This is a genomic window from Mesobacillus maritimus, from assembly GCF_044803185.1.
GTDB classification, from domain to species: domain Bacteria; phylum Bacillota; class Bacilli; order Bacillales; family Cytobacillaceae; genus Mesobacillus_B; species Mesobacillus_B maritimus_B.
Window position 1 is genome coordinate 1,154,583 of sequence record NZ_CP085225.1, and the last position, 24,144, is coordinate 1,178,726.

The 24,144-nt window shown below is 32.0% G+C and carries 32 protein-coding genes; 27 read left to right on the plus strand and 5 right to left on the minus strand.

Annotation, left to right across the window (positions count from 1 at the left end; translation table 11 throughout):
- Positions 1-77: 77 nt before the first annotated feature.
- Positions 78-1,133, plus strand: a complete 1,056-nt coding sequence (locus LG336_RS05630) for a tyrosine-type recombinase/integrase (RefSeq protein WP_404331583.1) — start codon at positions 78-80, stop codon at positions 1,131-1,133.
- A gap of 79 nt (positions 1,134-1,212) precedes the next feature.
- On the opposite strand, the gene LG336_RS05635 is transcribed toward LG336_RS05630, so the two are convergent.
- Together LG336_RS05635 and LG336_RS05640 are read right to left on the minus strand one after the other, a co-directional pair.
- Complete coding sequence (locus LG336_RS05635) at positions 1,213-2,214, minus strand: tyrosine-type recombinase/integrase (RefSeq protein WP_404331584.1); 1,002 nt, start codon at positions 2,212-2,214, stop codon at positions 1,213-1,215.
- A gap of 1,285 nt (positions 2,215-3,499) precedes the next feature.
- Positions 3,500-3,730 (minus strand): hypothetical protein, encoded by a 231-nt coding sequence (locus LG336_RS05640; RefSeq protein ID WP_404331585.1) that lies wholly within the window; start codon positions 3,728-3,730, stop codon positions 3,500-3,502.
- A gap of 161 nt (positions 3,731-3,891) precedes the next feature.
- Here LG336_RS05640 and LG336_RS05645 point away from each other — a divergent pair, with 161 nt between their 5' ends.
- Genes LG336_RS05645 through LG336_RS05660 form a run of 4 tightly spaced genes read left to right on the plus strand, consistent with a single transcriptional unit; the run spans position 3,892 to position 6,414 of the window.
- Complete coding sequence (locus LG336_RS05645; protein WP_404331586.1) at positions 3,892-4,407, plus strand: hypothetical protein; 516 nt, start codon at positions 3,892-3,894, stop codon at positions 4,405-4,407.
- A gap of 45 nt (positions 4,408-4,452) precedes the next feature.
- Positions 4,453-4,722 (plus strand): hypothetical protein, encoded by a 270-nt coding sequence (locus tag LG336_RS05650; RefSeq protein ID WP_404331587.1) that lies wholly within the window; start codon positions 4,453-4,455, stop codon positions 4,720-4,722.
- Between the two features lie 49 nt (positions 4,723-4,771).
- Complete coding sequence (locus LG336_RS05655; protein WP_404333104.1) at positions 4,772-5,035, plus strand: DUF6804 family protein; 264 nt, start codon at positions 4,772-4,774, stop codon at positions 5,033-5,035.
- A 50-nt stretch (positions 5,036-5,085) separates the two neighbouring features.
- Positions 5,086-6,414 carry a J domain-containing protein gene (locus LG336_RS05660; protein ID WP_404331588.1) on the plus strand — a complete coding sequence of 443 codons (1,329 nt, stop codon included), beginning with the start codon at positions 5,086-5,088 and terminating at the stop codon, positions 6,412-6,414.
- Positions 6,415-6,652: 238 nt separating this feature from the next.
- Here the strand turns inward: LG336_RS05660 and LG336_RS05665 are convergent, their stop codons facing one another.
- Positions 6,653-7,159, minus strand: coding sequence for a CBO0543 family protein (locus LG336_RS05665; RefSeq protein ID WP_404331589.1), 507 nt, complete (start codon positions 7,157-7,159; stop codon positions 6,653-6,655).
- Between the two features lie 830 nt (positions 7,160-7,989).
- On the opposite strand from LG336_RS05665, the gene LG336_RS05670 reads away from it, so the two are divergent.
- Entirely contained in the window at positions 7,990-8,454 is a 465-nt protein-coding gene (locus tag LG336_RS05670; protein ID WP_404331591.1) for a VanZ family protein, read from the plus strand.
- 225 nt (positions 8,455-8,679) lie between these two features.
- Here the strand turns inward: LG336_RS05670 and LG336_RS05675 are convergent, their stop codons facing one another.
- A complete protein-coding gene (locus LG336_RS05675; protein WP_404331592.1) occupies positions 8,680-9,570 on the minus strand; it encodes a helix-turn-helix domain-containing protein in 891 nt (296 codons plus the stop codon).
- Positions 9,571-9,787: 217 nt separating this feature from the next.
- On the opposite strand from LG336_RS05675, the gene LG336_RS05680 reads away from it, so the two are divergent.
- The 14 genes from LG336_RS05680 (at position 9,788) to LG336_RS05745 (ending at position 12,896) form a co-directional block, all read left to right on the plus strand.
- Positions 9,788-10,078: a hypothetical protein gene (locus LG336_RS05680; protein WP_404331594.1), complete on the plus strand. Its 291-nt coding sequence runs from the start codon at positions 9,788-9,790 to the stop codon at positions 10,076-10,078.
- 5 nt (positions 10,079-10,083) lie between these two features.
- Positions 10,084-10,311, plus strand: a complete 228-nt coding sequence (locus LG336_RS05685; RefSeq protein ID WP_404331595.1) for a hypothetical protein — start codon at positions 10,084-10,086, stop codon at positions 10,309-10,311.
- On the plus strand, positions 10,308-10,463 hold the full coding sequence (locus tag LG336_RS05690) for a hypothetical protein (protein ID WP_404331596.1): 156 nt from the start codon (positions 10,308-10,310) through the stop codon (positions 10,461-10,463). Before LG336_RS05685 ends, LG336_RS05690 begins: the two co-directional genes overlap by 4 nt.
- Positions 10,450-10,677 (plus strand): hypothetical protein, encoded by a 228-nt coding sequence (locus tag LG336_RS05695; RefSeq protein WP_404331597.1) that lies wholly within the window; start codon positions 10,450-10,452, stop codon positions 10,675-10,677. The genes LG336_RS05690 and LG336_RS05695 overlap by 14 nt, the downstream gene beginning before the upstream one ends.
- Positions 10,677-10,838, plus strand: coding sequence for a hypothetical protein (locus LG336_RS05700; RefSeq protein WP_404331598.1), 162 nt, complete (start codon positions 10,677-10,679; stop codon positions 10,836-10,838). The genes LG336_RS05695 and LG336_RS05700 overlap by 1 nt, the downstream gene beginning before the upstream one ends.
- Positions 10,828-11,028 carry a hypothetical protein gene (locus LG336_RS05705; protein ID WP_404331599.1) on the plus strand — a complete coding sequence of 67 codons (201 nt, stop codon included), beginning with the start codon at positions 10,828-10,830 and terminating at the stop codon, positions 11,026-11,028. Before LG336_RS05700 ends, LG336_RS05705 begins: the two co-directional genes overlap by 11 nt.
- Positions 11,021-11,446, plus strand: coding sequence for a hypothetical protein (locus tag LG336_RS05710; RefSeq protein WP_404331600.1), 426 nt, complete (start codon positions 11,021-11,023; stop codon positions 11,444-11,446). The genes LG336_RS05705 and LG336_RS05710 overlap by 8 nt, the downstream gene beginning before the upstream one ends.
- Positions 11,439-11,600 (plus strand): hypothetical protein, encoded by a 162-nt coding sequence (locus LG336_RS05715; protein ID WP_404331601.1) that lies wholly within the window; start codon positions 11,439-11,441, stop codon positions 11,598-11,600. The genes LG336_RS05710 and LG336_RS05715 overlap by 8 nt, the downstream gene beginning before the upstream one ends.
- Complete coding sequence (locus LG336_RS05720) at positions 11,594-11,860, plus strand: hypothetical protein (RefSeq protein WP_404331602.1); 267 nt, start codon at positions 11,594-11,596, stop codon at positions 11,858-11,860. The genes LG336_RS05715 and LG336_RS05720 overlap by 7 nt, the downstream gene beginning before the upstream one ends.
- Positions 11,838-12,008, plus strand: a complete 171-nt coding sequence (locus LG336_RS05725; RefSeq protein WP_404331603.1) for a hypothetical protein — start codon at positions 11,838-11,840, stop codon at positions 12,006-12,008. Before LG336_RS05720 ends, LG336_RS05725 begins: the two co-directional genes overlap by 23 nt.
- Positions 12,009-12,148: 140 nt before the next feature.
- Positions 12,149-12,370: a hypothetical protein gene (locus LG336_RS05730; protein ID WP_404331604.1), complete on the plus strand. Its 222-nt coding sequence runs from the start codon at positions 12,149-12,151 to the stop codon at positions 12,368-12,370.
- Entirely contained in the window at positions 12,367-12,591 is a 225-nt protein-coding gene (locus LG336_RS05735) for a hypothetical protein (protein WP_404331605.1), read from the plus strand. The genes LG336_RS05730 and LG336_RS05735 overlap by 4 nt, the downstream gene beginning before the upstream one ends.
- On the plus strand, positions 12,569-12,721 hold the full coding sequence (locus tag LG336_RS05740) for a hypothetical protein (protein ID WP_404331606.1): 153 nt from the start codon (positions 12,569-12,571) through the stop codon (positions 12,719-12,721). Before LG336_RS05735 ends, LG336_RS05740 begins: the two co-directional genes overlap by 23 nt.
- Positions 12,711-12,896, plus strand: a complete 186-nt coding sequence (locus LG336_RS05745; RefSeq protein ID WP_404331607.1) for a hypothetical protein — start codon at positions 12,711-12,713, stop codon at positions 12,894-12,896. Before LG336_RS05740 ends, LG336_RS05745 begins: the two co-directional genes overlap by 11 nt.
- Positions 12,897-13,035: 139 nt before the next feature.
- Here the strand turns inward: LG336_RS05745 and LG336_RS05750 are convergent, their stop codons facing one another.
- Positions 13,036-14,286 (minus strand): hypothetical protein, encoded by a 1,251-nt coding sequence (locus LG336_RS05750; protein WP_404331608.1) that lies wholly within the window; start codon positions 14,284-14,286, stop codon positions 13,036-13,038.
- A gap of 1,274 nt (positions 14,287-15,560) precedes the next feature.
- On the opposite strand from LG336_RS05750, the gene LG336_RS05755 reads away from it, so the two are divergent.
- The 7 genes from LG336_RS05755 (at position 15,561) to LG336_RS05785 (ending at position 24,096) form a co-directional block, all read left to right on the plus strand.
- Positions 15,561-16,394: a hypothetical protein gene (locus LG336_RS05755; protein ID WP_404331609.1), complete on the plus strand. Its 834-nt coding sequence runs from the start codon at positions 15,561-15,563 to the stop codon at positions 16,392-16,394.
- A 479-nt stretch (positions 16,395-16,873) separates the two neighbouring features.
- Complete coding sequence (locus LG336_RS05760) at positions 16,874-18,256, plus strand: hypothetical protein (protein ID WP_404331610.1); 1,383 nt, start codon at positions 16,874-16,876, stop codon at positions 18,254-18,256.
- A gap of 1,221 nt (positions 18,257-19,477) precedes the next feature.
- Positions 19,478-20,137, plus strand: a complete 660-nt coding sequence (locus tag LG336_RS05765; protein WP_404331611.1) for a recombinase family protein — start codon at positions 19,478-19,480, stop codon at positions 20,135-20,137.
- Between the two features lie 146 nt (positions 20,138-20,283).
- Positions 20,284-21,285, plus strand: coding sequence for a transposase (locus LG336_RS05770; protein WP_404331453.1), 1,002 nt, complete (start codon positions 20,284-20,286; stop codon positions 21,283-21,285).
- A gap of 154 nt (positions 21,286-21,439) precedes the next feature.
- Positions 21,440-21,865 carry a hypothetical protein gene (locus LG336_RS05775; RefSeq protein WP_404331454.1) on the plus strand — a complete coding sequence of 142 codons (426 nt, stop codon included), beginning with the start codon at positions 21,440-21,442 and terminating at the stop codon, positions 21,863-21,865.
- 343 nt (positions 21,866-22,208) lie between these two features.
- Positions 22,209-23,330, plus strand: coding sequence for a hypothetical protein (locus tag LG336_RS05780; RefSeq protein ID WP_404331612.1), 1,122 nt, complete (start codon positions 22,209-22,211; stop codon positions 23,328-23,330).
- A gap of 457 nt (positions 23,331-23,787) precedes the next feature.
- Complete coding sequence (locus LG336_RS05785) at positions 23,788-24,096, plus strand: hypothetical protein (protein ID WP_404331613.1); 309 nt, start codon at positions 23,788-23,790, stop codon at positions 24,094-24,096.
- The last annotated feature ends 48 nt before the right edge of the window (positions 24,097-24,144 follow it).

The following is a 24,144-nucleotide window of genomic DNA, read 5'->3' on the forward strand; positions in this document are numbered from 1 at the left end:
TTGGGCTAATGTCAAAATGACCGTGAGACCTCCTTGCTTGTATGGGAATTCCCAACAAAGTTAAGGAGGATTTTTTTATGGCTGACCAGAACAAAAGAAAAGGGAAAAAAACTGTATCAAGACGAGTATTTTTAGAAGAAGAATCCACTTCAAGAACCTCTAAAAAATTATTGGTAGATCTATTTGAAACCTTTATGAGAGCAAAAGAGCTAGAGGGACTTCGCCCTAGAACCTTGAGCGACCACCGGACAACATTTAGATATTTTTTATCATTTTTAAAATGTAAATATCCCTCTATTCAATATGTTGAAGATACATCGACAGATGTCATTCGGGATTATATTTATTACATGAGTAAAGAAAAACAGCTTTGGGATGACCATACTCAAGCCTCAGTTAGGGATAGAACGAATAAAAAAGGTCTTTCTCCCTTTACTGTAAATATTCGATTAAGGACATTAAAGTGCTTTTTTAAATTCCTTATAGATGAAGGGCATATCTTACATAATCCAGCAGCTAGAATTAAATTGCTCAAAACGGAACAAGACACCATTACTGCCTTTTCCAAAAAGCAAATTTTAGACCTTCTAAATCAGCCGAACCAACGAACTTATGCTGGATTTCGAGACTACGTGTTAATGTTATTGTTTTTGGACACAGGGATCCGGTGTAATGAGGCTTTAGGCTTGACGAAGAAGGATTTTGATTATGAACAGAAAGTAATTAAAGTGCCGGCATATCTAGCTAAGAATAAAAATGCACGCATTCTCCCGTTATCGAAAAAAACGGCAAAAGCACTAAGTATTTTGATTAAAGAAAACAGTGTTTTTGAAGACATTGATATCATTTTTCTTTCTAATTATGGAACTAAAATTGATCCAAGCTGGGTCAGGTCTAGAATAAAAAAATATGGTGAACAAGCTGGGATTAAAGATATACGTGTTTCACCCCATACATTTCGCCATACTTTTTCCAAATTTTACATTCTAAATGGTGGTGACGCATTTACTTTGCAACGTATTTTAGACCATTCAACTATGAATATAGTTCGTAAATACATTCAAATGAATGGTGAAGATATAAAAAGTCAGCATCATCAATATAGCCCAGTAAATGATCTCCTTAAAGATTAAAAAAACTTTCATAAATTATAATGCCCAAGTAAAATTTTTACTTGGGCATTATAAATAAATATCTAACCTCGAATAAAAGTTAATCGAACAGTTTATTTGTGGGAGAATATTTTTGATGTTGTTGTTTAGCTTCATCATCTTTTAATTCTTGGTATATTTTCAATGCGTCTAATGTTTTCCAACCGCCAATTTTCTTGAGGGAAGCCTGTTCACCACCATCTAACAAATAATGTACTGCAAAGGAGTGCCGAAATTGGTGTAAATGTGCATCAGGAATGTTCGCCTTTTTTGCATACTTAAGAAGTGCATCCCTCACACCAGCATATTTAAGCCTACTCCCACTTGATGAAATAAAGACTCCGCCTAATGAATTTCGTTTAATATCTTGATTCTTCTTAAATAAACGTTTCATCATTGTAGTCATATCCTTTTTCAAAAAGCTTGTATGTGGTGATCCATTTTTTGTGATCTCAGCAGGGAAATGAACTTTACGACTCTCAAGGTCAAAATCCCACTCATTCAATTTTAGGCATTCACCAATTCTAGTTCCTGTTTCCAAAAGAAAGGTAAAAAGAGCACGGTCCCTTTCACCTTCAAAGGTATTAACATCAATTGCTTCAAAAAATCTTAACAATTCAGCTTTGCTCCAATACCGCGGAATTGCATCCAAATTACTGATATTAAAATCTTGCCATGGATTTCTATCTGTATAGCCCTTTTTCACATAGTAATTAAATTGTGCTTTCAGTGAGCGAGTTCTTAGATTGATGGTAGTCTGGGATAGACCAATTTTCTTTTCGTTAAGGTTTTCACCAATATGGATATGATCGTCCCATTTCACTTTATCATACATATATTCCCAGTATCTAATACAAACGTCATCATCCACCTCATGCACAAACGTAATGTTCTGTCCTGTTTGATGAAGATACCTTTTAAAGTATTCAAAATGGGTCTTATGATCCTTAATTGTTCGTTCTTTAAACTTTTTTTGGATTTTTTTGACTCGAAGATATTCCTCGAAAGCATTGTCAAGTTCCTTTGGATGATATGATGGCATTAATGCAAGTGAAACTTTCATTTTTTCAATCCTTTCATTATTAACTAATTGAGGTGGAGGAAAATATTAATTATAATGATTGTAATTGGGAGCTTTTTACTCTCAACCAAAAGGGGTTACTAAACAGCTGGAATCTGGGGTAACCCTTTTTTAATCGTAACTCCCATAAAACCATCCAATATTAACTTAAATATTTTTTTACACCACCTAAAGGTAAAAAATAAAATTTGTTCTGAGCATTTAGCTAATTCATTTGAATTTTGTAGTCCATTTTTCCACCTCCTAATTTTCACACCTTAAGTTTTAACAGGTATTTAAAAATTTTATACACGAGAATAGTAGATACGAACATTGATATAAAAGGTAAATATTTTAATATAAAACATATGTTTTTGATTGTTTTCAAAAGTTATATTTGCAGTAAATAATTAAATAAAATTACTCAAAAATAAGACCGTTGGATATTTCTATGAAAAATATATGAAAAACAACAAAAACATTTTAAAAAAATATTTTAAAAAATTTTCTATGGAGGGTATTTTTGACAACCCTTTATTCCAAAATGGACTAAACACGAACTATTTATTTCTCTATTATTAATAATATTCGTTTATTAGAGGCTGTTTAAAAATATATAAAAGACTTATTAAGTTAATTTAAGGAATGTCAAAAAGGTTTGATTGTGCATATCAAAATAGAAATAGTGTCCAAACATTGGATTGTGTTTGTCAAAAACAGAGTAGGTGTCCAAACATTGGATTGTGTTTGTCAAAAACAGAGTAGGTGTCCAAACATTCGATTGGGTTTGTCAAAAATAGAGTAGGTGTCCAAACATTGGATTGTGTTTGTCAAAAACAGAGTAGGTGTCCAAACATTGGATTGTGTTTGTCAAAAACAGAGTAGGTGTCCAAACATTGGATTGGGGTTTGTCAAAAACAAGGTAGGTGTCCAAACATTGGACTGGGTTTGTCAAAAACAGAGTAGGTGTCCAAACATTGGATTGGGTTTGTCAAAAACAGAGTAGGTGTCCAAACATTGGACTGGGTTTGTCAAAACAGAGTAGGTGCCCAAACATTGGATTGGGTTTGTCAAAAACAGAGTAGGTGTCCAAATGTTGGATTGTTTTCAAAACACAGGAGGTGTCCAAATTTCCAAGAAATATTAAGCGGGAGCTTTTTTGAATGACCTTTATATGCTTCAAAACTTAAATGAATTATCCACATTTAATAAAATAAAATTTAAGTTTTGTTCACCGTCCATAACACAAAAAACTCGTAATCCACCGGCACGAGTTTTTTACGCAAATTTATTTTTCACCAAAGAACTTATTCTTAAAGAACGGAAAATGCTCTGAAAATTCCCGTTCTTTTTCTCTTTTCTCAAAATCGGATTTTTCCATGTATCTCTGGTGTCCCATTTGACTTAATTCTTCGCGTAAACCCCAAATCTCCTCCTCAAGCCCTTCAATGACTTTTAATAATTCTTCCTTACTCATTTGAGAATAATCTTTTCCATTCTTATAGCAATTAAATTTCATATTCCACCTCTTATTTATTAGTATGTAGAGGGAGGAGCAATATGATCATTTTAGGGGTACTATGACCTTAAATTTAAACCAATTTTAATTGAATATTGTTGAAATATAATGAAATATATAAGAAAATTTTACTAGAGGGAATTAGGGAATGGGGGATAAAAATGCTGAATTTTATTTATTATGTTGGGATAGGTATTATTAGTGGTTGGTTATTTAAGTATGTAGCTGCAGTAATTGAAGCCTTTTTTATTTTTGGTTTCTATGGAGTATTAACAGGGTTTAAGGGTGATAATTTTGATGAACGGGTTACTCTATTTCCTAAAAAATTCGTATTCTCATTAGTTACTAAAAATGTGATGATTGGGACACTGAATGCAATAATGATTTTTATCGTTACTGCATATTTTTTACAAGAAACCGGTGCTAACTTGTGGTTATACATTGGTTTATCAGTAATTTGGTCATTGTTTATACAAAGCTATCATAATGATTTCCCCCTCATGTTTTTTATGACATCTACTGTAACTTTAATTTTATACTGGGTTGGATTTGGAATATTAGCGACAATTACTGTCCCTGTGATTGTTCTTATTACAAGTCTTGCGTATTACTTTGGTAGGGTGGAAGTTATAATGGAAAGTCAAGGGATCTCCAATGACTATACATACAAGCAATAAATTCTAATGTTTATAAATCTAAGCAAAAAGGATGTCTTGAAAATCGTGAGTAACCAAATTAAAGCAGATTCATTATTTAAAAATTATCCAAAAGAAAAGAATATCTGGTGTAAAAGGGGATTTTGGATTGGTGTTGCATCCATTTTTTTATCATTTATTGGAATTATCCCGCTGTTTGGTTTAATCATTTCAATTGTTGGTTTAGTTAAATTCGATAAAGAAAATCATAGTGGATTATGGATGGGGATTACTGGACTCATACTGAATTTATTGTACCTACTTGTAAACGCTTATAACAACGGTCATCTAGGCTAGAAAGGGCGAATTTAAATTGAAGTTTTATTTAATGGGTCGCATTATTTTAATGGCTTTGATTTTATTAGGTATCTTAAATCAGCCATATTCATACTATGAATTTTTAAGAGTTTTTGTTTTTATCATATCTATTATTTTAACTATTCAATCCTTTAAAAAGATCAATAAAATTGGTTTTGAATATCTATATTTAGGTATAGTTATACTATTTAACCCAATCTTTCCAATATATTTATCAAAAGATGTATGGGTGATTTTTGATCTAATAACTATCATCTTATTAGGAATAAGTTTAGCGTTAGATAAAAATTAATTTAAAATACACTTTAAAATTAGTTTTTAGTAAATTTAGGAGGTTTATATATGGGGAGACCAAGCTATAAAGGAATAGATTCCATTCCGAAAATTACATCCTGGTTTCTCAAAAACGACAAAACGCTTAAAAGCAACTTATGGAAAAGTACGGAGGCAAGAAATGAATTAAACAATAGACTCGTGCATCTTTTTCAAACCTACCAACAAAGCGATATAAATGAAAAAATAAATATCCTTTTTCATGAATTTACATATATTTATTTACCGAAACTTGAAGAATGGCGACAGAAAAATGTTAATCCAAAAGAACAAGAGGATTATCTTAACCTATTAACTTTAGTTCTTTTACAAAATGCACAATTAAGAATTTCAGGATGGATTTATCAGCAAATTTTCAAAGAGGAATTCTCCCCCTTTGGTAACCCGTTTCTAATTCTCGGATATTTTGATGGGTTTATTGATTATTATCGTGTTCTAGGACTGTCTTCTACTTGTACGTCTGAGGATATAAAAAAGGCTTATCGAACAAAAGTTAAAATACACCATCCAGATGTGGGTGGAGACCCAGAAGTCTTTAAGCAGCTCAAAGAGGCAAATGATGTGCTATCGGATGAACAACAAAGAAATGCCTACAATGAAAAATATGAATATTACCAAAGAAGATATGATTATAATATAAAATCTTCACAAATGGTAAACCATAGCACATACACTACAAAAAATGAAAGACCTCGGTGGTTCATTAGGTTTCACTGGAAGCCGTTTTTATTTGTTGTTTCTGCTGCTATGCTTCTATCAATATTGTCTCCGTTGATAAAAAATGATATAGCTGAGCCTGCTAAAACAGAAACCAAAGAACAAAACCAATCTAATCATTCTTTAGAAACTGATTCGGATATGGGGTTAGATACTCAAGATTCATCAGAGGACATATATACTCAAAAGCAATCTGACGATTCAGAGATTCCTGCTGCTAATTCATTATACACTTCAGTAGATACTGATTCTTTTTTCACACTAGGTTCAACTAAGGATGATGTATTAAATGTAATGGGAGATCCAGACGAAATCGAAGAGTTTGGGTATGTTTCATCTTGGCGGTATATAGATTCATCTATAGAATTCGATGAGAATGGGTTGGTAGCGGGTTGGTCTAATTATAGTGGTGTTTTGAAAGTATCAGTTGGAACTAAAAGAGAAGGAGCTATTCCTTTTACAAAAGGATCTACTAAGGATGAAGTGGTCAATGTTATGGGTACACCTGATGAAGTAACACATTGGGGAGCAATATGGCATTATCAGAATTCGACTGTGGAGTTTTCTGAAGAAACTGTGTTTGGTTGGTCAGATGAAAGTGGAATATTGTTTGTAAAATAATAAGAACTCTAATCATTGTTTTGGCAATTAAGAAATGTTGCTAATGGCAGTACATTTTTTGAATGGAAAATAAGGCTGAATATACAAGAAATGCATAAAATCTTGTATATTCAGCCTTTATTAAATACATATGCTTATTCCATTAACGCCCCCTATAGTTTAAGTACATTTATTCACAATCTTTGCTTTCATAATAAAAAAAGGTCGCCTCAATAATCCTTATTTCTCAACTTAAGCTTTATTTCATTTCACTAATTTTCACATCAAAGATGCTTAACAACGATACTATAATTATTATTGATAATAGCCAAGCTAACAAAGGTCTTTTGTGATGAATAGGCAAGATAAAGAAAATAATACCTGTAAATAACACAGACCACCAAATATTCCAACCATTATGGTATGAAATAAACCCAAACTTACTGTTAAAATACTCTGCACATAAATATATTCCTACCCATAACAAAAACCATAATGACCGTTTTTTCCATCCTTCAGGGAACCGCCCTAAGTATATTAATACGGTTGCAGAGTAGGATACGACCATAGCTAAAATTGTAATAGTTGTATGGTTAGGTAAGATTAAATCATGAAACAACCACATTGATTTTTTATAGAGGAGAAAGTTGTATAAAAAATCTCCAATGATGAAGAAGAGTATTGTCGGATAATACAGTTTCCAATTCGTCCAATCCCCCCATTTAAACGCTGCTAACATATATAAAATATTAATTAAAATATACATAAGACCATCCTTTAAAATAAGTATTTATATATTCCCCCAATAACAGGAAATTATTTAAATGAGATGGTCTTAGCCTTGTTGCACTAAACTGCCCCGTTAATACAATAGGCATAGCTAGGCTATTGTGTATAAATATAAACCTCTATATAATCCTGCCTTGAGTAATGATTCAAAATGTTTAATGAACATACTGCCAGAATATGCATTATTTAAATGCCAGAAACACTAATCATGGAGAGGTGGACATGCTAGGATTCATGGCAAAGCCAAGTCCTATGCTGCTGGTTTCTTGGGCTAATAGAGTATTGCCCAAAGACTCGATGCCAAGTTGCAATATTTTTGCATTTGCAACTTTGTGTATTTTTTCTCTGCCAAATGCAAATCTGGCTAACCTTATATTACGAACGGGGCAAGAGTTGAACAAGAAGTTGTGATGCGGTAGTTCCTGTTGTGAAAACAGAGTGTTAATTAAATAAGAAAACTAAAACAAGGACCTCCACAGGGTAACGGGTTCCGTTCCCTATCACAAACATTAAAAATATAAGTTAAATTGAGTGGCGATTTGTATATGAATTTGCCACTCGTTTTTTATTGATTTAATGCCATTATTGTTGATATTTCATAAAAATTTGTATAGTAAAATGTACCTCAAATTGTCGGGGTACAATGGCTGTTGTACCCCGACAATTTATCCAACAATTTGATATACAAAATGGCATACAAAAATGCTTAGAAAGCACACTTTTATTGGATATATATGTTAAACTGAAATGAAGTTTGTGAAGAAATTACTCACGCTAACGGGTGAGTAAAGATAAGTGGGGAGAGATATGAAAAAGATAATAAAGGTAGTCCTTAGAATTAGTTTTATATTTTATTTTCTTGCTTTAGTGGTTCTTATGTTTTTGGGACATAGAGGTGGAATATTTTCAGACCTTTCGTTGATAGAATATATTAAAGCCTCTTCGAACTTTGTTCCATTTAAAACTATTAGTACATATGTTCAAGCAATGTTTGACGGTAGCATGAATGCGGATATACCTATAAAAAACCTTGGTGGTAATTTATTTATGTTTTTACCAATGGGTATTTATCTACCATTTTTCATTAAAAGAATAAGCAAAGTAGGCATATTTATTATTTCTATGATTGTAGTATTATTCTTTCTTGAAACCGTACAAATTGTTTCAAGAAGAGGAAGTTTTGATGTTGATGATTTTATCCTAAATATGATTGGTGCTTTATTAGGATATGGAATTTGGAAAATGAAATTTGTTCAGAACTTACTTAAATAACGTTTATGCTAATTCAATTAATGGGGGCGTTAGTTGAATAAACATCTCCAAAAATGGATATTAAAAATAGGCTCAGTGTGAACTGAGCCATTTATTTTTTATTGCAAAAACGTATACAAAAGGCAGTACAAATTAAGCTACATTTTCGATTGCATTTTCGGGTTTTGTGATAGGAAACGGAACCCGTTATCCACAGGGTCCTTTGTTTTTACCATTATTTAAACATTAAAAATCCAAAGTTTGCTGTATATATGAATTTTTAGTTATAGAAGTTTCTTCTTTTTTCATCTGTTCCATAAAATTTTCTTCAATTACGAGTAAATTCATTAATATAGAACAAAGCGGAGCCAATTGCATTAATATAGGACCTTTTACACCATATTTAAGTTTTCTGTAAGAATTTAACTCACTCAAAATTAGCGATATTTGCTCCTCAGTTAACATTACTTCCCCATTTGAATCACTATACATAAATGCATTAGAAAGAAGGCTTTCGATTTCATCTAATGTGATCACAATTGTTTCCTGTGAGGAGAACACATTTACAGTGAATTTTTTTAATATGTCTTCAATTAAATCGTATTGTACACCTTGGTTACTTGAATTTTGAAATGAACCGAGCTCCACAAAATAAATTTTAGAGTTGGATTTTAATTCTACTTCTGATTTTAGTATGTGTGCGAAATTTTGAATTTGTGATTCTATCAACTCTTTTTGATTTGTGTATTCATACAAGACTTCAATAATATGTTTATTTTTTTTATCATATTTTATAGTCCAAGCTAATTTTCGATTGAAAATACGTGATATTCCTAATATTAATTGTTGTCCTTCTTTCTTAAAATTTAAGATTATTTTTGGTATATGTTCATAAGAGTAATTTGGATTGACTAATTCATCGAGTGATATTTCAAAAAAGTGACTTAGTTTAAGTGCTGTCTCAAGGCTTGGTGTTTTTTGTCCTTTTTCGATTTGAGTGATATAAGAAGGGCTTGGGTCTTTTCCATTAATCCCAATCATATCACTAAGTTGTTTTGTTGTTAGTTTTTTAGCCCTTCTTAATGAACTAAGTTTTTCCCCTATTCGCTCTTTAAGATTTTTTTCGATATTTATCATCTCCTGACTAACAGTAACTAAAAATAGACACTTTCATTCCAATAATTATCCAATTAGACTTATTGGTAAATACTATATGTAATAATTTTACCAAAAAATCTTACTAATAGTATTGTTATCGTCCTAACCATTTTAGCACGTTATTGTCAATTATTTTGAGAAAACAATTAAGATAAAGACCAATTAGAATATTAATATTTATAAAGGTGGGGAAAATGTGATGCTGATTCAAGAATTTAAAAAATTCATGAGAGAGTTTTTAGAGGTCGATAATGAAGAGGGATCATATGATGAAGAGGTAGACATCAACTTATATAATCTCCGTTATCGTTTTCAAATTTGGAAAGAAAAAGAACTTAGGAATCTTTCCGGTGTTGTAGGTATTTGGGCGATTCTTGCTGCCATTATTACGCATGTAATGTTTGGTTTTGATGGATTTATTTTAGCTTGGTATTCCTTTTCAGCAATTTGTTTTTTATACTATTTTACCACCCCAAAAACGAGGTGATTTTTATGGGTGAATTACTAAGTTTCCATATGTTTTCAACAATTATTTTAGTGATCGGTTCCCTTTCTTATTTCATTCATTCGATAAAAGAATACCGAAAATCTAAAGTACGGACAAAGGTATCAGCAGTTGAATTGACTAAAGCGAGATGGGAAAGTGTTGTTTCGAATTTCATCCTTGTTTTAGCTGCTTTATATGTTCTAACTGATCTACTACTGGACGTAATAAAATGAATAAGAATTTCGAATTAAAAAGTTTCAAAGATAAAGTTGCTTTCAATCTAAACCTAATTAAACTAACGATGCTAGTCGATAAGGAATTAGCGATGAAGATGCTCGATGAATTTATCGAAGAGTTGGAGAGGGATAAAAATGAATCAGAATGAACCGAAATATATTTCATTTACCAATAATCTTAACGCTTTTTTAATGTCAACGCATGATTATATCGAACACCTTAAAGGACTAAAACGAAAAGGTGAAAATGTGGATGCTGAATTAGATAATTTCATACAACTAAGTGGTTCTGTAAGTGCGGAATTTTCTAGTGTTAAATGGGTTGTACACGATATTAAACGAAATGCTTGGGAGTTGGACTAATGGTTGACGATGAAATAGAAAAAATCCTCCGTAAAATGCCGGATTACGCTAGGGAAGAAGCGCGTAAGAAAGGCACTTATATTGTTTATATGGATGACAATGGTTGTGTTGTTAGAGAATATCCCGATGGTCGAACCATAAAGGTGCGTGATGAAAATTAGTGATGATAAACCTAAGATACCACAGGAGTTATTTGATGACTTCGAAAATCACCTTAGAACGATTAAACCTCGACTAATGGAAGAAGCCAAGAAAAACGGTACTTATATCATTTATATGGACGATGATGGTGATGTTGTAAAAGAGTATCCCGATGGTCGAATTAAAAAGGTGCGTGATGAAAATGAGTGAACGTAAAAAGGTCTTTGTTGTTCGTGGCGAAGATGTTCGCGGTCATTTTGTTGAAGGTAAAGTATTTGAAGATCCAGATGATGCTAGGGTTTACGAAGATAAATTAAACTCTGTTCAAGAGCTGTATCTGTACGTCGCAGACACTGAAGAGATGGAATATGTAACAAAACGAAAAACTTATTGTTTATCTCCGTTCGAAATAGAAGAAATTGAATTTGGCACTCCTAAATATTACATAGCGCAACAACAAATTAGAATGAGGGAAGCTGTTATTCAAGCTTCAGAAAAGCTAGGTGAAAATTTAGCAACACGCTTAAAAGATTACGATTTCGAACTCGATAAAGATAATTTTATTAATGATTTAAAAAAACTGTGCTATCAACATATTCGAAAGAAACCGGGTGATGAAAATGAGTGATGACAAAATTGAGTTCAAGTTGGTCGGTTTTAGAGGCGAGCTAACAGAAGAGATGAAGAAAAAATCACTTTTCATCCTCTATTTTGAGAACGGAGAGACAGTTAAAGAGTACCCTGATGGTCGAATCGAAAGGGGTGATGAAATTAAGTGGTAAAGCGCGATGAAGATATACAAAAGAAAATTAATCGACACAAGCAATCCATGAATAACAAACTCTCGAAGGACGATAAAATAAAAATAATTTCCGAAGACAAACCACTCCTAGAGCATTTAACGAACAAAGGAATCATCAAACGTGCAGAAGGACTTCCAGAAGACCAGTGGATTGAATTGCCTGAAGGGAAATCGATTATTGAACATTATAACGAGAAAAAGCAAAAGGATGGTGAAAATGAGCGAGAAAAAGGACGATGACATTAAAGAAACAGCACAAATTTATAGGGATATGGTCGATAAAGGAATGGTTGAGGAAGGGTTCGTTAAAGACCTACTCTCAGGAAATTTTACGGATTTTAACGAATTACTTAGTCGCAAATACCCAAAAAAGGAGAATGACAAATGAAACAGGAATATAAAAAACTTATCAACGAATTTAAACAAACTTGTGAGGAATTTCAACGTGATTTCCACTCTTAATGGCGTAAATTCAAGATGTTTACATTTCAGAGGTAAATGATGACCGAAAATGGAAGAGAGAAAATCATGCTGGAAGTCGTAATAAAACGCCTTGAAGATGATTACGAACACTGGTTGGAAAATGTTCGCGAAATACGCATATACTGCGAAATGCTTTTAAAGTACGAAATGAAAGAAGATTTTGAAGGACAAATGAAGAAATTAATTGAATTTGCTGACATAGCCTTCGGTAGTAAGAGAGCTGTTGAGATATTGAAGGAATATTTAGCGAAGGAGAACGGTAAATGAACGAAAAATTAATCAAAAATCTAGTTGATGATTTAATGAATACGGAATTTTTTAAAACGACAATGCTACCTTTCATTTTGAAGGAGGCGAACAGTGAAGAAGCAGAGTCTTTAATCGGGAAAACACCTGAGATAAAAGAAGAATACATAAGGGATTATCTTATTCGTAACTACAAGAGATTATTCAAGGGGGAGGAAAATGGACAAAGAAGAAATATTTAAGAAACTCGAAGCGATTCAGGTTCACCTTCTTTGCTACAAACAATACAAAATCAAAGGGTACTTGGAACATACAGAAAATATGCTGTGGGAATTAATCGATAAATTGAAGGAGGACGAAAATGGAGAATGAAACTATCATTAAAAAATTAAAACGAATTAAATATAATATCCATGCAGCTGTCCATTTTCACGATCGCGGCTCTTTACACGAAGCTAACGATGATTTAAATAATTTTCTTGAGGAATTGGGTGTTCAATTACCCGACGAAAACGATAGGATAACGAAAGATTGGTTAGATGACTAAAATAATAAAATTTGAAGAAAAAAGCCGACTAAAAGTTTCATTCACAACTTTTAAAACGGCTCTGTAAATAAATAAATACTTCTTTTAGATGATGTAAATTAATAATAAATACATTAATTTTCCTTTAACTCCCTGGAATTTATTGATCTCTTTTCTCTTTTGCTTTGTCGAAAATATAATTATCTATATCTATTTCAATCTCTTGTTTCCCAATTCCTGAATATAAATATTGGGATCGGATAATTTCCCCAATATTACGGACTTTTGTTTTGTTTTCTGTATCGATAAATAGGAAACCGTCATCAAAATTGGAATTCTTTATATCAGAAAATTGCTCCTGCCGTGGAGTCAGCATTCTGGATAACTTATTCTTTAAAGTTTGGATCGGTCCAGGAGGCTTTTTCATTTGATATAATGAAACCTTTTCATGAATATCATCATTTGTATCAATAAACCAATCATGTTCATTTATATTAAATGAAGCATCTCTTCCGTAATTTGAAATTGAATTATGCAATGTTTTTTCAGCTTCACTAAAAATTTCTTGGGTGTTTTTTAATTCATTAAGAATGATTTCATATTCATTCAACGAAATCTTTCTAATAATCAGCATGGATTGAATGTAACGAATACAATCTATTAAAAAGTCTTTTGTTCTCAATAAAAATTTTTCTATATCACTAAGACTTGATGCTCCATTAATTTTAAAATCAATACTTGGGTGAAAACTATAAGATATAATAGTACCAATCTTACTTTTTTCTATCCAATAAGATGGTAATATTTTTAATCGAAAGTTTTTTAAAAATCCATTGAGAGTGACTTTAACATGTAGGCTTTTTTCAAGTCGTTTATTATAAAGTTGTGCCAACTCTTTCATAACTGTATTGTTTTTTGCCTTTGGATTTATTCGAACATAATAACCACCTTCTTGATCGTTTTCATCGAACAAATACATAAATATGTATTGGTCTCTTTGTGGAATTATTGGTCTAGTAAATCTAAAATCTGTACTTTTCCCTTTAACACCGAATTCGTGTGTGATGTTGTTTAATCCCATTGGTTGAGGTTCAACTATGATCTTGGAATATTTATAACCATTTTCGGGCATTTTTTTACCGAAGATTTCTTCTTCATCATATTGCAAAAATTCAACATGGCGCAATCTATCTCCTGTGAGTGGGTCAATATGACCAACACCTACTTTAGGAGAAACAATCTCTCTATTAAATTCAGGATAATCTTCTATATTTTTAATTCTTAAATAGCCATTTTTATCACTTTCTTCATGGTTTGGGCGATACACCAAACCAAGTTCGCTTTGACGTATTTCAAGGTCTGTATATTTTAATGACTCAGAAATAAGCTCATCTATTTTTTTATAATTCAAAAAAACACCCCCTCAATTTGACACATTTTACTATAAAAATATATTTTTTCCACAATTTGTTAGTCCCTATATTAAAATTAAAGTGTATAAAAAAATACGTTTCGTACAAAAAACGGAACTTTATCCAATCCCAATGGATATAAGAAGCACGACCATTTTGTAGCCCTAGGCAGTAACTAAGAAAGTAAGTCCCATGTGGCTACCTATAAGGTGATCATAAAAATTGCTCAGGGTTATTAAAGAAGTCGTGTGTTTATACACATTAAACAAATCGGACTGAAATCCTATTTCAGTACAATTGTACTTTTTATCTCTCAACCAGTGAGAGAATTTCTGAAATCCCAATTCAGAATAAAAACCTTCCGTTTCAAAATTAATTAAAATTTATTCAATCCCAATGAATGTTTGTTGAAATCCAAATTTAACAAAAAAAAATAGGAGGGGTTTTGTAGTTTTTCATTATCAACTACCAGAACGTAGGAGCCCACAGCTAAAACAGCCCCAAGCTCAGATAATTTAAAACGAAAGAATAAAAAAGTAATTTATCAAAATGGAAAATTATTATTTCAATTAATTTCTCAATCACATGCGCAGATAATCTCTGACGCCTTTCGTGCATTCCTGCACAATCGCTTTTTAGAAGTGATAATGGGGGATTATTGAAAAAAACATGTAAAAAAACATGTCCTTTTTCATGCACAATTTTTGTGCAGTATTTTTTTGACAGGCGCTTTGCTGACAAAATAACCGAAGGGTTTTGTCAGCTGAAGTGGATGGCAAAAAAATAAGAATGCTAGGAACCACGTATGTTCGAACTAATTTTCCGATGTGGAAATTATACTTTGCGTTACCTCTCAACATCCATTCACAAAGAAGTGAAACGACAAAGTGAATTGATGTTGAGAGGTACTTAGTGATTGCAAGGAGAAAAATTCCTTAGAATTTTTCAATCTTGCAAGAACTTAGTCCCCTTCGTGAATGTCTTGAAACGGCGAAACGTTTCAAGCCCTGGAGGTTCGGAACCTGGGAAGGTTCTGATTGTTTCTAAGCTAAACCACTGGGAGGGGTCTGGGGACGGCAGAACGTCACCAGCGCATTTGGTTTGCATCTTATAAAGTTAAACACCCCTCTAATTCATGTTAAATTGTCTTATGTTAATGTAAGTTAATCCAGGTGAATTATAATTAACCATTGACATTACCTGAAAATTCCATTATAACTATATTTACACAGGTTAATGTTTATTAACTAGGTTAATTTAAGGGGGACGAAAAATGAGCGATATTAAAGAATTAGTAGTTCAGGTGAAAAGAGTAGCAGATTCTCTTGACATTCTCGTGAAAAACCTAACGGTAATGAACAGTTCAATGGTTAATCAAAACAAAAAAGTAGAAGTACCCCAAACAGAAATTAGTCCTATTGAAGAATTAGATAGTCCTTCGACATCTTTAGAAGAAGCATTCTTTAAAGAAATAACAAAAGTCTATTTTCATGAAGCGATCCGGGTTAAAGAAAATGATTTACAAAGAAAATCAAGTGTTATTGTGGCTGAACAGCTAGTAAATTCACAAATTAACTTCCTTTTAGAACATGTAAGTAATTGTGAAATTAGCATTCATAAAGGAGGTGTTCTTGCCATAAAAAAGGATGGTAAGGCAAAAGCGTTATTACGCATTTATACAGACCTTGGCTATGGGTACAGGGGAGAAAGATGGATAACGGAAAGAAACGGAATAGCTGACATTTTATCGGAAGCAATGAAACTTGGTATTCCCGATTCAAAGGTTTATTTTCTCGTCATTTCATGGGCAAATGGTATAGATAACCAGCATATAAGGAAAATGCTAAATCACAATATTTCAAATAAGGATATTCTGAAGTCAGAAAATCGATATTTATTAAAAGAATATCTTGATAAATACTTTAAGGTTATTGGAAATTACCTTCCAAATCCAAAGGAACAGATACATCTTCTATCTGGTGGAGATATGCACCCAAATGTATATGCCAGAGATATCCTTGAAGGTAAGGACATAACAAATATAAAAAATTATTCGTGGTTTTCTCCATCCATCACGCAACTAATTGATAAACTAAATAACGTTTAAAAATAGGGGTAGATTGAGGAAAATGCAAAGTTCAAATGCTAAGGTACTTTTCACTCTTAGCGAAGAATTTTTCCGATTAAAGAAAAAGCCTTAAATGTAAAAACTTCACCTAACGGTAAAGTACATTTCATTTAGGGCTTTTTCTTTATTTATTAGTTGGATTAATTGTTTTCAAATTATATTACACTAAAATCTCCTATGAGATAGTCATTTTGGAATATAACTTTTTAGCTTCTTTATATACACTTTAAATAGTTATTTAATTTGAACAGTGGTAAATAATACAAGAAAAGGTGACTATTATAAACAAAAATAATTTTAATTTACTTTCAAGAATTTTATTGATCATGTTAGTCAAGTCCCTTCAATCTAACCGCTTTGTTACTATTGAAATTTGAATATAAAGAATCGATAAATAAATTGAATTTTCACCAAATATAATTATAATTTAGAAAAAAATATGCGAGGAGGTGAATCACATGGATAAAGAGTTAGATAAATTACTAAGTTCTGTAAATAAGAGGGAGAAAAAAACATATCAAAAATCGGACAAACAAAGTTGGAAAAAGCTCGGGATAAGTAATGAAAATGGCTGGAATGCAAGGATGAGGAAAAAATATTTTCGTATGATCGAAAATATTAATAAAGCAATTATTAATAATGATATGACAGACATTTCTAAGCGACCTCCTGGTGTTACTGAAAAGGTCAAAGGGCAAAAAGGAAAAACGAATAACCATGCAGATGGAATATGGAGCGATAGCAGATTTGATGCTGTAAAAGCTACTGCTAGGCAGCTGATTAAATTCATCATAATCAAAGATGAGGAAAATAGAAATAGTGCTAATAGCAAAACAAAAGAAGTTCAGAACGTAAAAGATATTAAACATTATCATGTGACTGAATTTTTACAAACAAAGCTTGATAACGGTTGTAGTGCAAAAACTGTGGATCAATATAGGACATGTATTGCTAAGATGGCTGAATCCACAGTTAAGATAGGAGTAAAAAGCCATAGAAGGTTAATTAGGGAGGAACATTATAAGATAGCTCCTACACTAACAAAAGAGCAAAGGACTAGATCTAAGGGTAAAACCGATGGGGAATATGGATATACTTTAGAACAAGCAAGAAAGCTTATTGATGAATTAAAGTATGATCCTTATGCTCAGACAGCTATACAATACTTTACATATACTAGCTCGAGATTTGAAACATTTATGAAAAGCCGTTGGCAAGATGTTCTGGAAAATGGAAAAATTCCCGAAATAGCTAATTGGAGTCGAAAAGACATGATGAAAAACGGAAGACCTCAGTTAGCAGAGATGCGAGATATTGGTCTACGAAATAATCTACAAAAAATTTGGTCTACCGGTGTTTTTAAGGAAAGCGATGAAATTTGGGGATCTAGATTGAGTAGATACGAGCTTGAAAAGACGGTGAGGGCTGCATGTAAAAAAGCAGGTATCGACTTCAAAGGATTCCATGCATTCAGGTCCTCAACACTAGAATTTTATGAAAAAGAAGTAACACCAAACATGTCAAAAAGAGAACTCTGCCAATCAATTATGAGACTGGTAAATATAGAAGTGCCTGATAAAAATGGAGATTTATATAAACCACATAATCCACTTGTGATAAAAAAGGAGTTTAAAGGTTGGAAATTTAAATCAGATGGAACTAGATATCCTAATTTAGTAACTGTAACAGGTTCTGACGGTCACCCAGTTTATGAACATAAATTTACATTTGAAAAATTAATGAAACGTAGACGTGACTTCCTGCAAAACGCATATGTGGCTCAAATATTAAGCCATAATCGATCTGATCAAAATAGTTACTATAGAAATTACGGAAAATAGTTTTAGTTATGATATAACATTTTCAGTAATACTTTCATCTTGAAAAATTGGTTTAAAGTAATAGTTATGGCTTATATTCCCTCAAAAAATTCAGTACCTTATCCTCATGTAGCTTTTCTTGATTTCGTGAAAGAACATCCAAATTACTCTTACATCTTTTATTTTCAAAAGGACACATTTATTAAAAGCTTACAAATATATTAATTACAATTTTGAAAGCCATCTATTTTGGTGCATGGTAGATATAAATATTATATAAAATATTATGTATACTTTGAGGTCTGTTCGTTAGTAGAAATCAATATGATATTTTAATATGAGTTTTTATTTATTCTTTGTAAAAGCAGGAATCAGTTAAATTTGATTATTCATAGAAATAGAGGAGATTCAAGATTAAAAAGGGTGACAGGGTTTAAGGGAAGTTGTTTAATAGAGAATGCTTCTAATATATTAATCATTAACTAGATAGCAACCCCATTGCATTTGGGGGGTGAAATGGAGGAAATGAAGCTTTTTTACCCTTTTAAAAAAGAGTAAAAAGGCAATATTCACATTTGGTTTGGAGCCAATGTATGTCATTCGCCCTATAGTGCTATTTTTCTTAAGAAAAATAAATCTTCCAGGTCCAGCTTTACAGATTGATCCACCACGGATGCACACTACTTTTACCTCGCTTTTGCGACTGGTACGGGATATGCATATTAAGATAATTATTAATATCTTAATAGCTCTGGAAAAGGAAATGCCCCTATAGTTCTAATAGAACCGGATATAAAATCCACGGGCGATTCACCGTTGGTTAGACGGGCTGGAGGGAGACGGGAAACTCTCAGTAATTTGTAACGTCCTTCTTCTATTAAATATTGCCTTTCAATATTTAATAAGGCACTCTGCCAGTGATATTTAATTATTATATAAACAAATAGCAAACCCATTTGCTGGGGTTAATTATTCATGTTTAATTTTTTTTTTAAAACCTTTTATAAAATTAAAAAAGTATTATGAAATTTTTTCCACCAAGAGGTTTGTAGGAAATGTTAACATTGTTAACGTTTGTAACGGGGTATATTTTGTTTAAAAAGGTATACAATCCCATTTGCCTCAAAAAGTGTTTGCAAAATACATCCAAAGATAAAAATAAACGTTTGTATTTAAAAAGAGGTTTTAATAAACAAAAATTGAAATTATTAGATATAGTAAACACTTTTTGGAGGAATTCTAGTGGGAGAAAAACTTTTTTATATAAGGGTCTCTGGAAAAGAGCAAAATATTGAACGTCAACTCATAAAAGCTAGTGAGTTAGGTGTGGAAGAAAGATTCATCTTTATTGATAAAGCAAGTGGGAAAGATTTCAATCGGGTTAGATATCAAGCGATGAGAGAAGTGGCACGTAAGGGAGATTTGATTTATTTGGATGCGCTTGACCGATTAGGAAGAAACTACGACCTTATTATTCAAGAATGGAAGTATTTCACCAGAGAATTAGGTGTTGATATTGTTGTCCTGGAAAACGAATCTTTATTTGATTCCAGAAAATTCAAACAAATGGGAGACATGGGAAAACTCATGGAAGACCAATTTTTGAGTCTTCTTTCTTATGTAGCATCCACAGAAAGAGAAAAGCTTCTCCGTAGGCAAAAAGAGGGAATCAGTGCAGCTAAAGCCGCAGGGAAGGTGAAATTTGGAAGACCAAGCATAAATCTGAAAACAATTTCAAAAGAACAACGGAAAATATTGAAGGAACAATATCCAAGGTGGATTAATAAAGAAATTACAGCTGTTTATTTTTCCCGTTTGTTGGATTTGAAGAAAAATACATTTTATAAAATTGCAAAGGAATATGAAGAGGAATTAAGCAATAAAGCAAAAATAGAAAAGTAGTTGGCTATAAAATGTGAAATTTGAAGTTTAGAGCAAGAACCGGAACCGAAGTGGGTTACCGTTTTTTTTCTTACACGGAATAAACAACACCAACAGTGATAATGAGTTATAATAGATTTATAAATTATATAGGTTGGTGTTTATTTATGCGTACTAAAAACCGGTTAAATCCAATCGAGTCTATCTATTATAGTCCTGAAATTATAAATTGCCCTAACTGCGGCACGAAATTAACTTATTGTCATCCTGTTTGGCGAAAAACCATCTCTACTCTAAAAGGGGAATTTAAAGTTATCAATCTGGGTTATCGCTGTGAAAATAACGCTTGTGAAAACAATACTGTTTACCGTTCTGCAGAAGCAGAACGGCTTAGTATGAAACACATCACCTATGGCATGGATGTCATTGCACACATTGGACACTTGCGCTTCAAAGAACATAAAACCCGTTCGGAAATCGCCACTATCCTGTCTGAGAAGCAGGTGAAAATATCTGAAAGGCAAGTTCAAAAACTGTACGAACGATACGCCTTACTTCTTAGATCAGCAATTCAGGATAATATGAAAGATACTCTGAACGAAGTGGTTGAACAAAACGGTGGTCTTATCTTATCCATTGATGGTGTTCAACCTGAAAAAGGAAATGAAACATTGTATGTCATACGAGAGGTCTTAAGTGGCACCATTTTGGCAGCACACAATTTAAAGAGCAGCGCCTCTCAAGAATTGATTGGAATCATTCAACCAATCCTTGATTGGGGATACCCTATCATAGGTTTTATCAGTGATGGCCAACAGTCGATCCGTTTAGCAATTGAGAAAATAGCACCTGACATTCCTTATCAATATTGTCAGTTCCATTACTTCAAAGATATCGCGAAACCATTGGTAGAAAAGGACCGAAAGTTAAAGACAAACATCAAAAAGAAGTTAAGGGGAATCCGAGAAATCGAAAGAAAAATAGAAGAATCACCTTCAGGATTGGAAGAAGAAATCGCGAGTGATTATGTCGCAGCGATTCGATCCGTCCTTTTGGAAGATGGAAAGCCACCGTTTGAATTGCCAGGTACCCGAGTTTTTGAGCGAACAAAATCAATCAAGGACTCGATTGAAAAATGCCTGGATAAAAAAGGGGACTCCTCTACTTAAAAAGTTGTTCAGAATAGTCAGTAATGTTGATAACTATAAAACGGATTATCAGCTCATAAAACGATGGGACCGACGTTTTAAACGGATTGCCACAATCATGGAACCTTCTGAAAATAAATCAAGTTCTTGGGTTGAATCTAGGTTGAGAAGATATTTGATCCAAATAGAAAAAGAACTAAACCGTGAAGATGATTTAGCCTTTGTGGACAATCTGATGAGATATAGTAAAGGATTTTGGAAAGGTCTCTTTACATTTTATGATTTCCCACTCTTGCCAAGGACAAATAATGATCTTGAACTTTTCTTTAGAAGAACAAAGGTAAGGCATCGTAGGATTACAGGTAGCCGAACTTGGAATCGTTACATTGTTCGTCATGGCGAAAATATCGTATTCGTTGAAAATGTTAAAAATGAGCAGGATGGACTGCAAAAGATTAAGAGTGCCACCTATTCTGCTTATAAAAAGGAATCCAAAAAATGGGATAGTAGAATATATGAGCACACAAAACAGAGACGGTTTAAACAGGACCCAGATGCATATTTAAACATTATTGAAAGCAAATGGAAACGGCACAACTAACCAATTGTGTTAGTTATGCCGCGTAAGTTTTTTTTATGCATCATATTTTTTGAAAGTATTTTCAACTACTGACGATAAGGGATGTAATTGAATTTACAAAATTTTCATGTATTGGTACCAATTATATTGATTGATAACAATAATGTTTAAACCCTTTAGGAAATTATATTGGTTAAATTTACATTCATTTAATCTCTTTCTTTTCAAAAAAAATTTTAATAAATTATTGTATCTCTTATTTAGATGATTATTACAAAAATAAATTAATTTTAAAAATAAGGCATGTTCAAAAGAGTTATTTTATGAGCATCCATTATTTTAAAAAATTAAAGGAGGTACAGTTATGTCTAATCATAGAATAGATAGAAAATTTAGGGAAAGAGAAATATTAAAATGGAGGGAGGACCAGAATAAATATAATAAATATACAAAAAAATATTTAGAACAGGTTATTGATCCAAAAACCGGAGAAATAATTAAGGCTATTATACCGAAAAAGGATACTATTGTTAATGTAATTCCTTTAGCGGCAAAAGAAGAATACGAAAAGAAAAAAAAGTTAGAACAAGAAATTGAAAATTATCGTACACAGGGAAAAAGGAAGGAACCGTTTGCACAAGTTTCCAAAGGGTTTGAAATGGATATTATTGGTAATTATAGCCCTGCAATGCTCTCTTGTTTGGTACAAACAATCCCCTACATGAATTATACAGCTGATGTTACTAGTAATTCAGATGTAATTAAGAAAGGGAAAAAACCGCTTGAACAAAACGATTTAATTAATTTGTGGAAAGTGAGCAAAGTTACAGGGATAAAATATATTAAACAATTCATTAAAGACGGCATTTGGGAAGAAGTCTCTGCTATAAAAAAGAAAGGCAATATCAAATATTATAGATTTAAACATAAGATGGTATTTAGAGGGAAAAATCAAAACGAATTTACTAAAAAGATATTTCTAAGAAAATTGGAATCAATAATTAGTATTGTATTAGAGGAAACCGAAAAGGCTCTATATAGAGAATCAACCAGAAAAGTTAAGCGATTTTCTTCTTTGTATCCACTTGCGTTGTTTGCAGCGTTATTAACAAAAACCCATTATAAAACATTTTTTCTTTTACACAATCATGACGATCCGGATTTAGTACGAGAAGGTGAATACGTTACAGAGATTTTACAAAACCCTTTTCGAAAACGTAAATTTAAATTTTTAAAACAATATGAAATGTGGAATTTATATAGAGGAAATAAGGTGAAAAAGTTAAAAACAAACGAAAAAATGGAATTAGAGTCGTGTTTAGATATATTAGTAAAATCAAATATATTAGGAAGGTGGGAATCAGGAAATAAAAAGTTTTACTTAATGAATCCCGGACTAATATACGTATCACCAAATAAGAAATACGATCAAGAATGGGGGAAGGTAATAAATTCCTTATTTGGATTAGGAGAAAATATTGAGTAAGAGTAATTACTTGATAATGTTAACAACATTGGTTAAGAAAAAGGTGATTGTCAAATGTCGCCTTTTTATTTTTTTTGAATATTCTTTCTTGTAAAAAGGACTACAAAAAGGGGGGCAAATATGTACTTTTTAACACAAAAAAGGGGGTAAATGTTTACTTTTAAAAACCTAATGCACATAGAAAGTTATTTGGATTGCATGGATTTTTAGGCTTTATAAAATAATTTAAGTAAAAATTTATTGTTCCCTAAAGCTTTTTAATTTTAATAACTTCCTAACTTTGTATCACTACGAATATTTTAAAGTGCTTCAAAACATAGTGTTAACATTTGTTAATAACCCAGAAATTTGAATCTATATAAATAAATATAGAAAAATTAAGGTTTTTCCACACAACTCATTTTTTTGCTTTATAAATTTAAGGAATTTAAATAAAAAATGAGGATGTGTGAGGCATATGATAGAAATAAAAATAGAAGGCAAAATATATATGGTAATCGACCAAGTACAGCAAACAAGCGCCATTATTGATTGTTTTGGTAGAGAAATAAAAGAATTTACATTTTTAAAACTGGATAATCCAATGAAAAATGTAACCTTTAAAATTAAATATAAGAAACTATCGAGTCATAGTTATTGGAGGATTGAACACCTCTCCTATTATAATAATTCCAATCAAAAATATAAAAAGGTTCCTGAACAAATTGCTGGCTTAATGGGCGAAAATTTAACAAGATATTTATTAAATAATAAGGAAGTTGTTTGACAGCAATTAACTGCTGTCTTTTTTCGTACCATTAAAACCAATTAATAG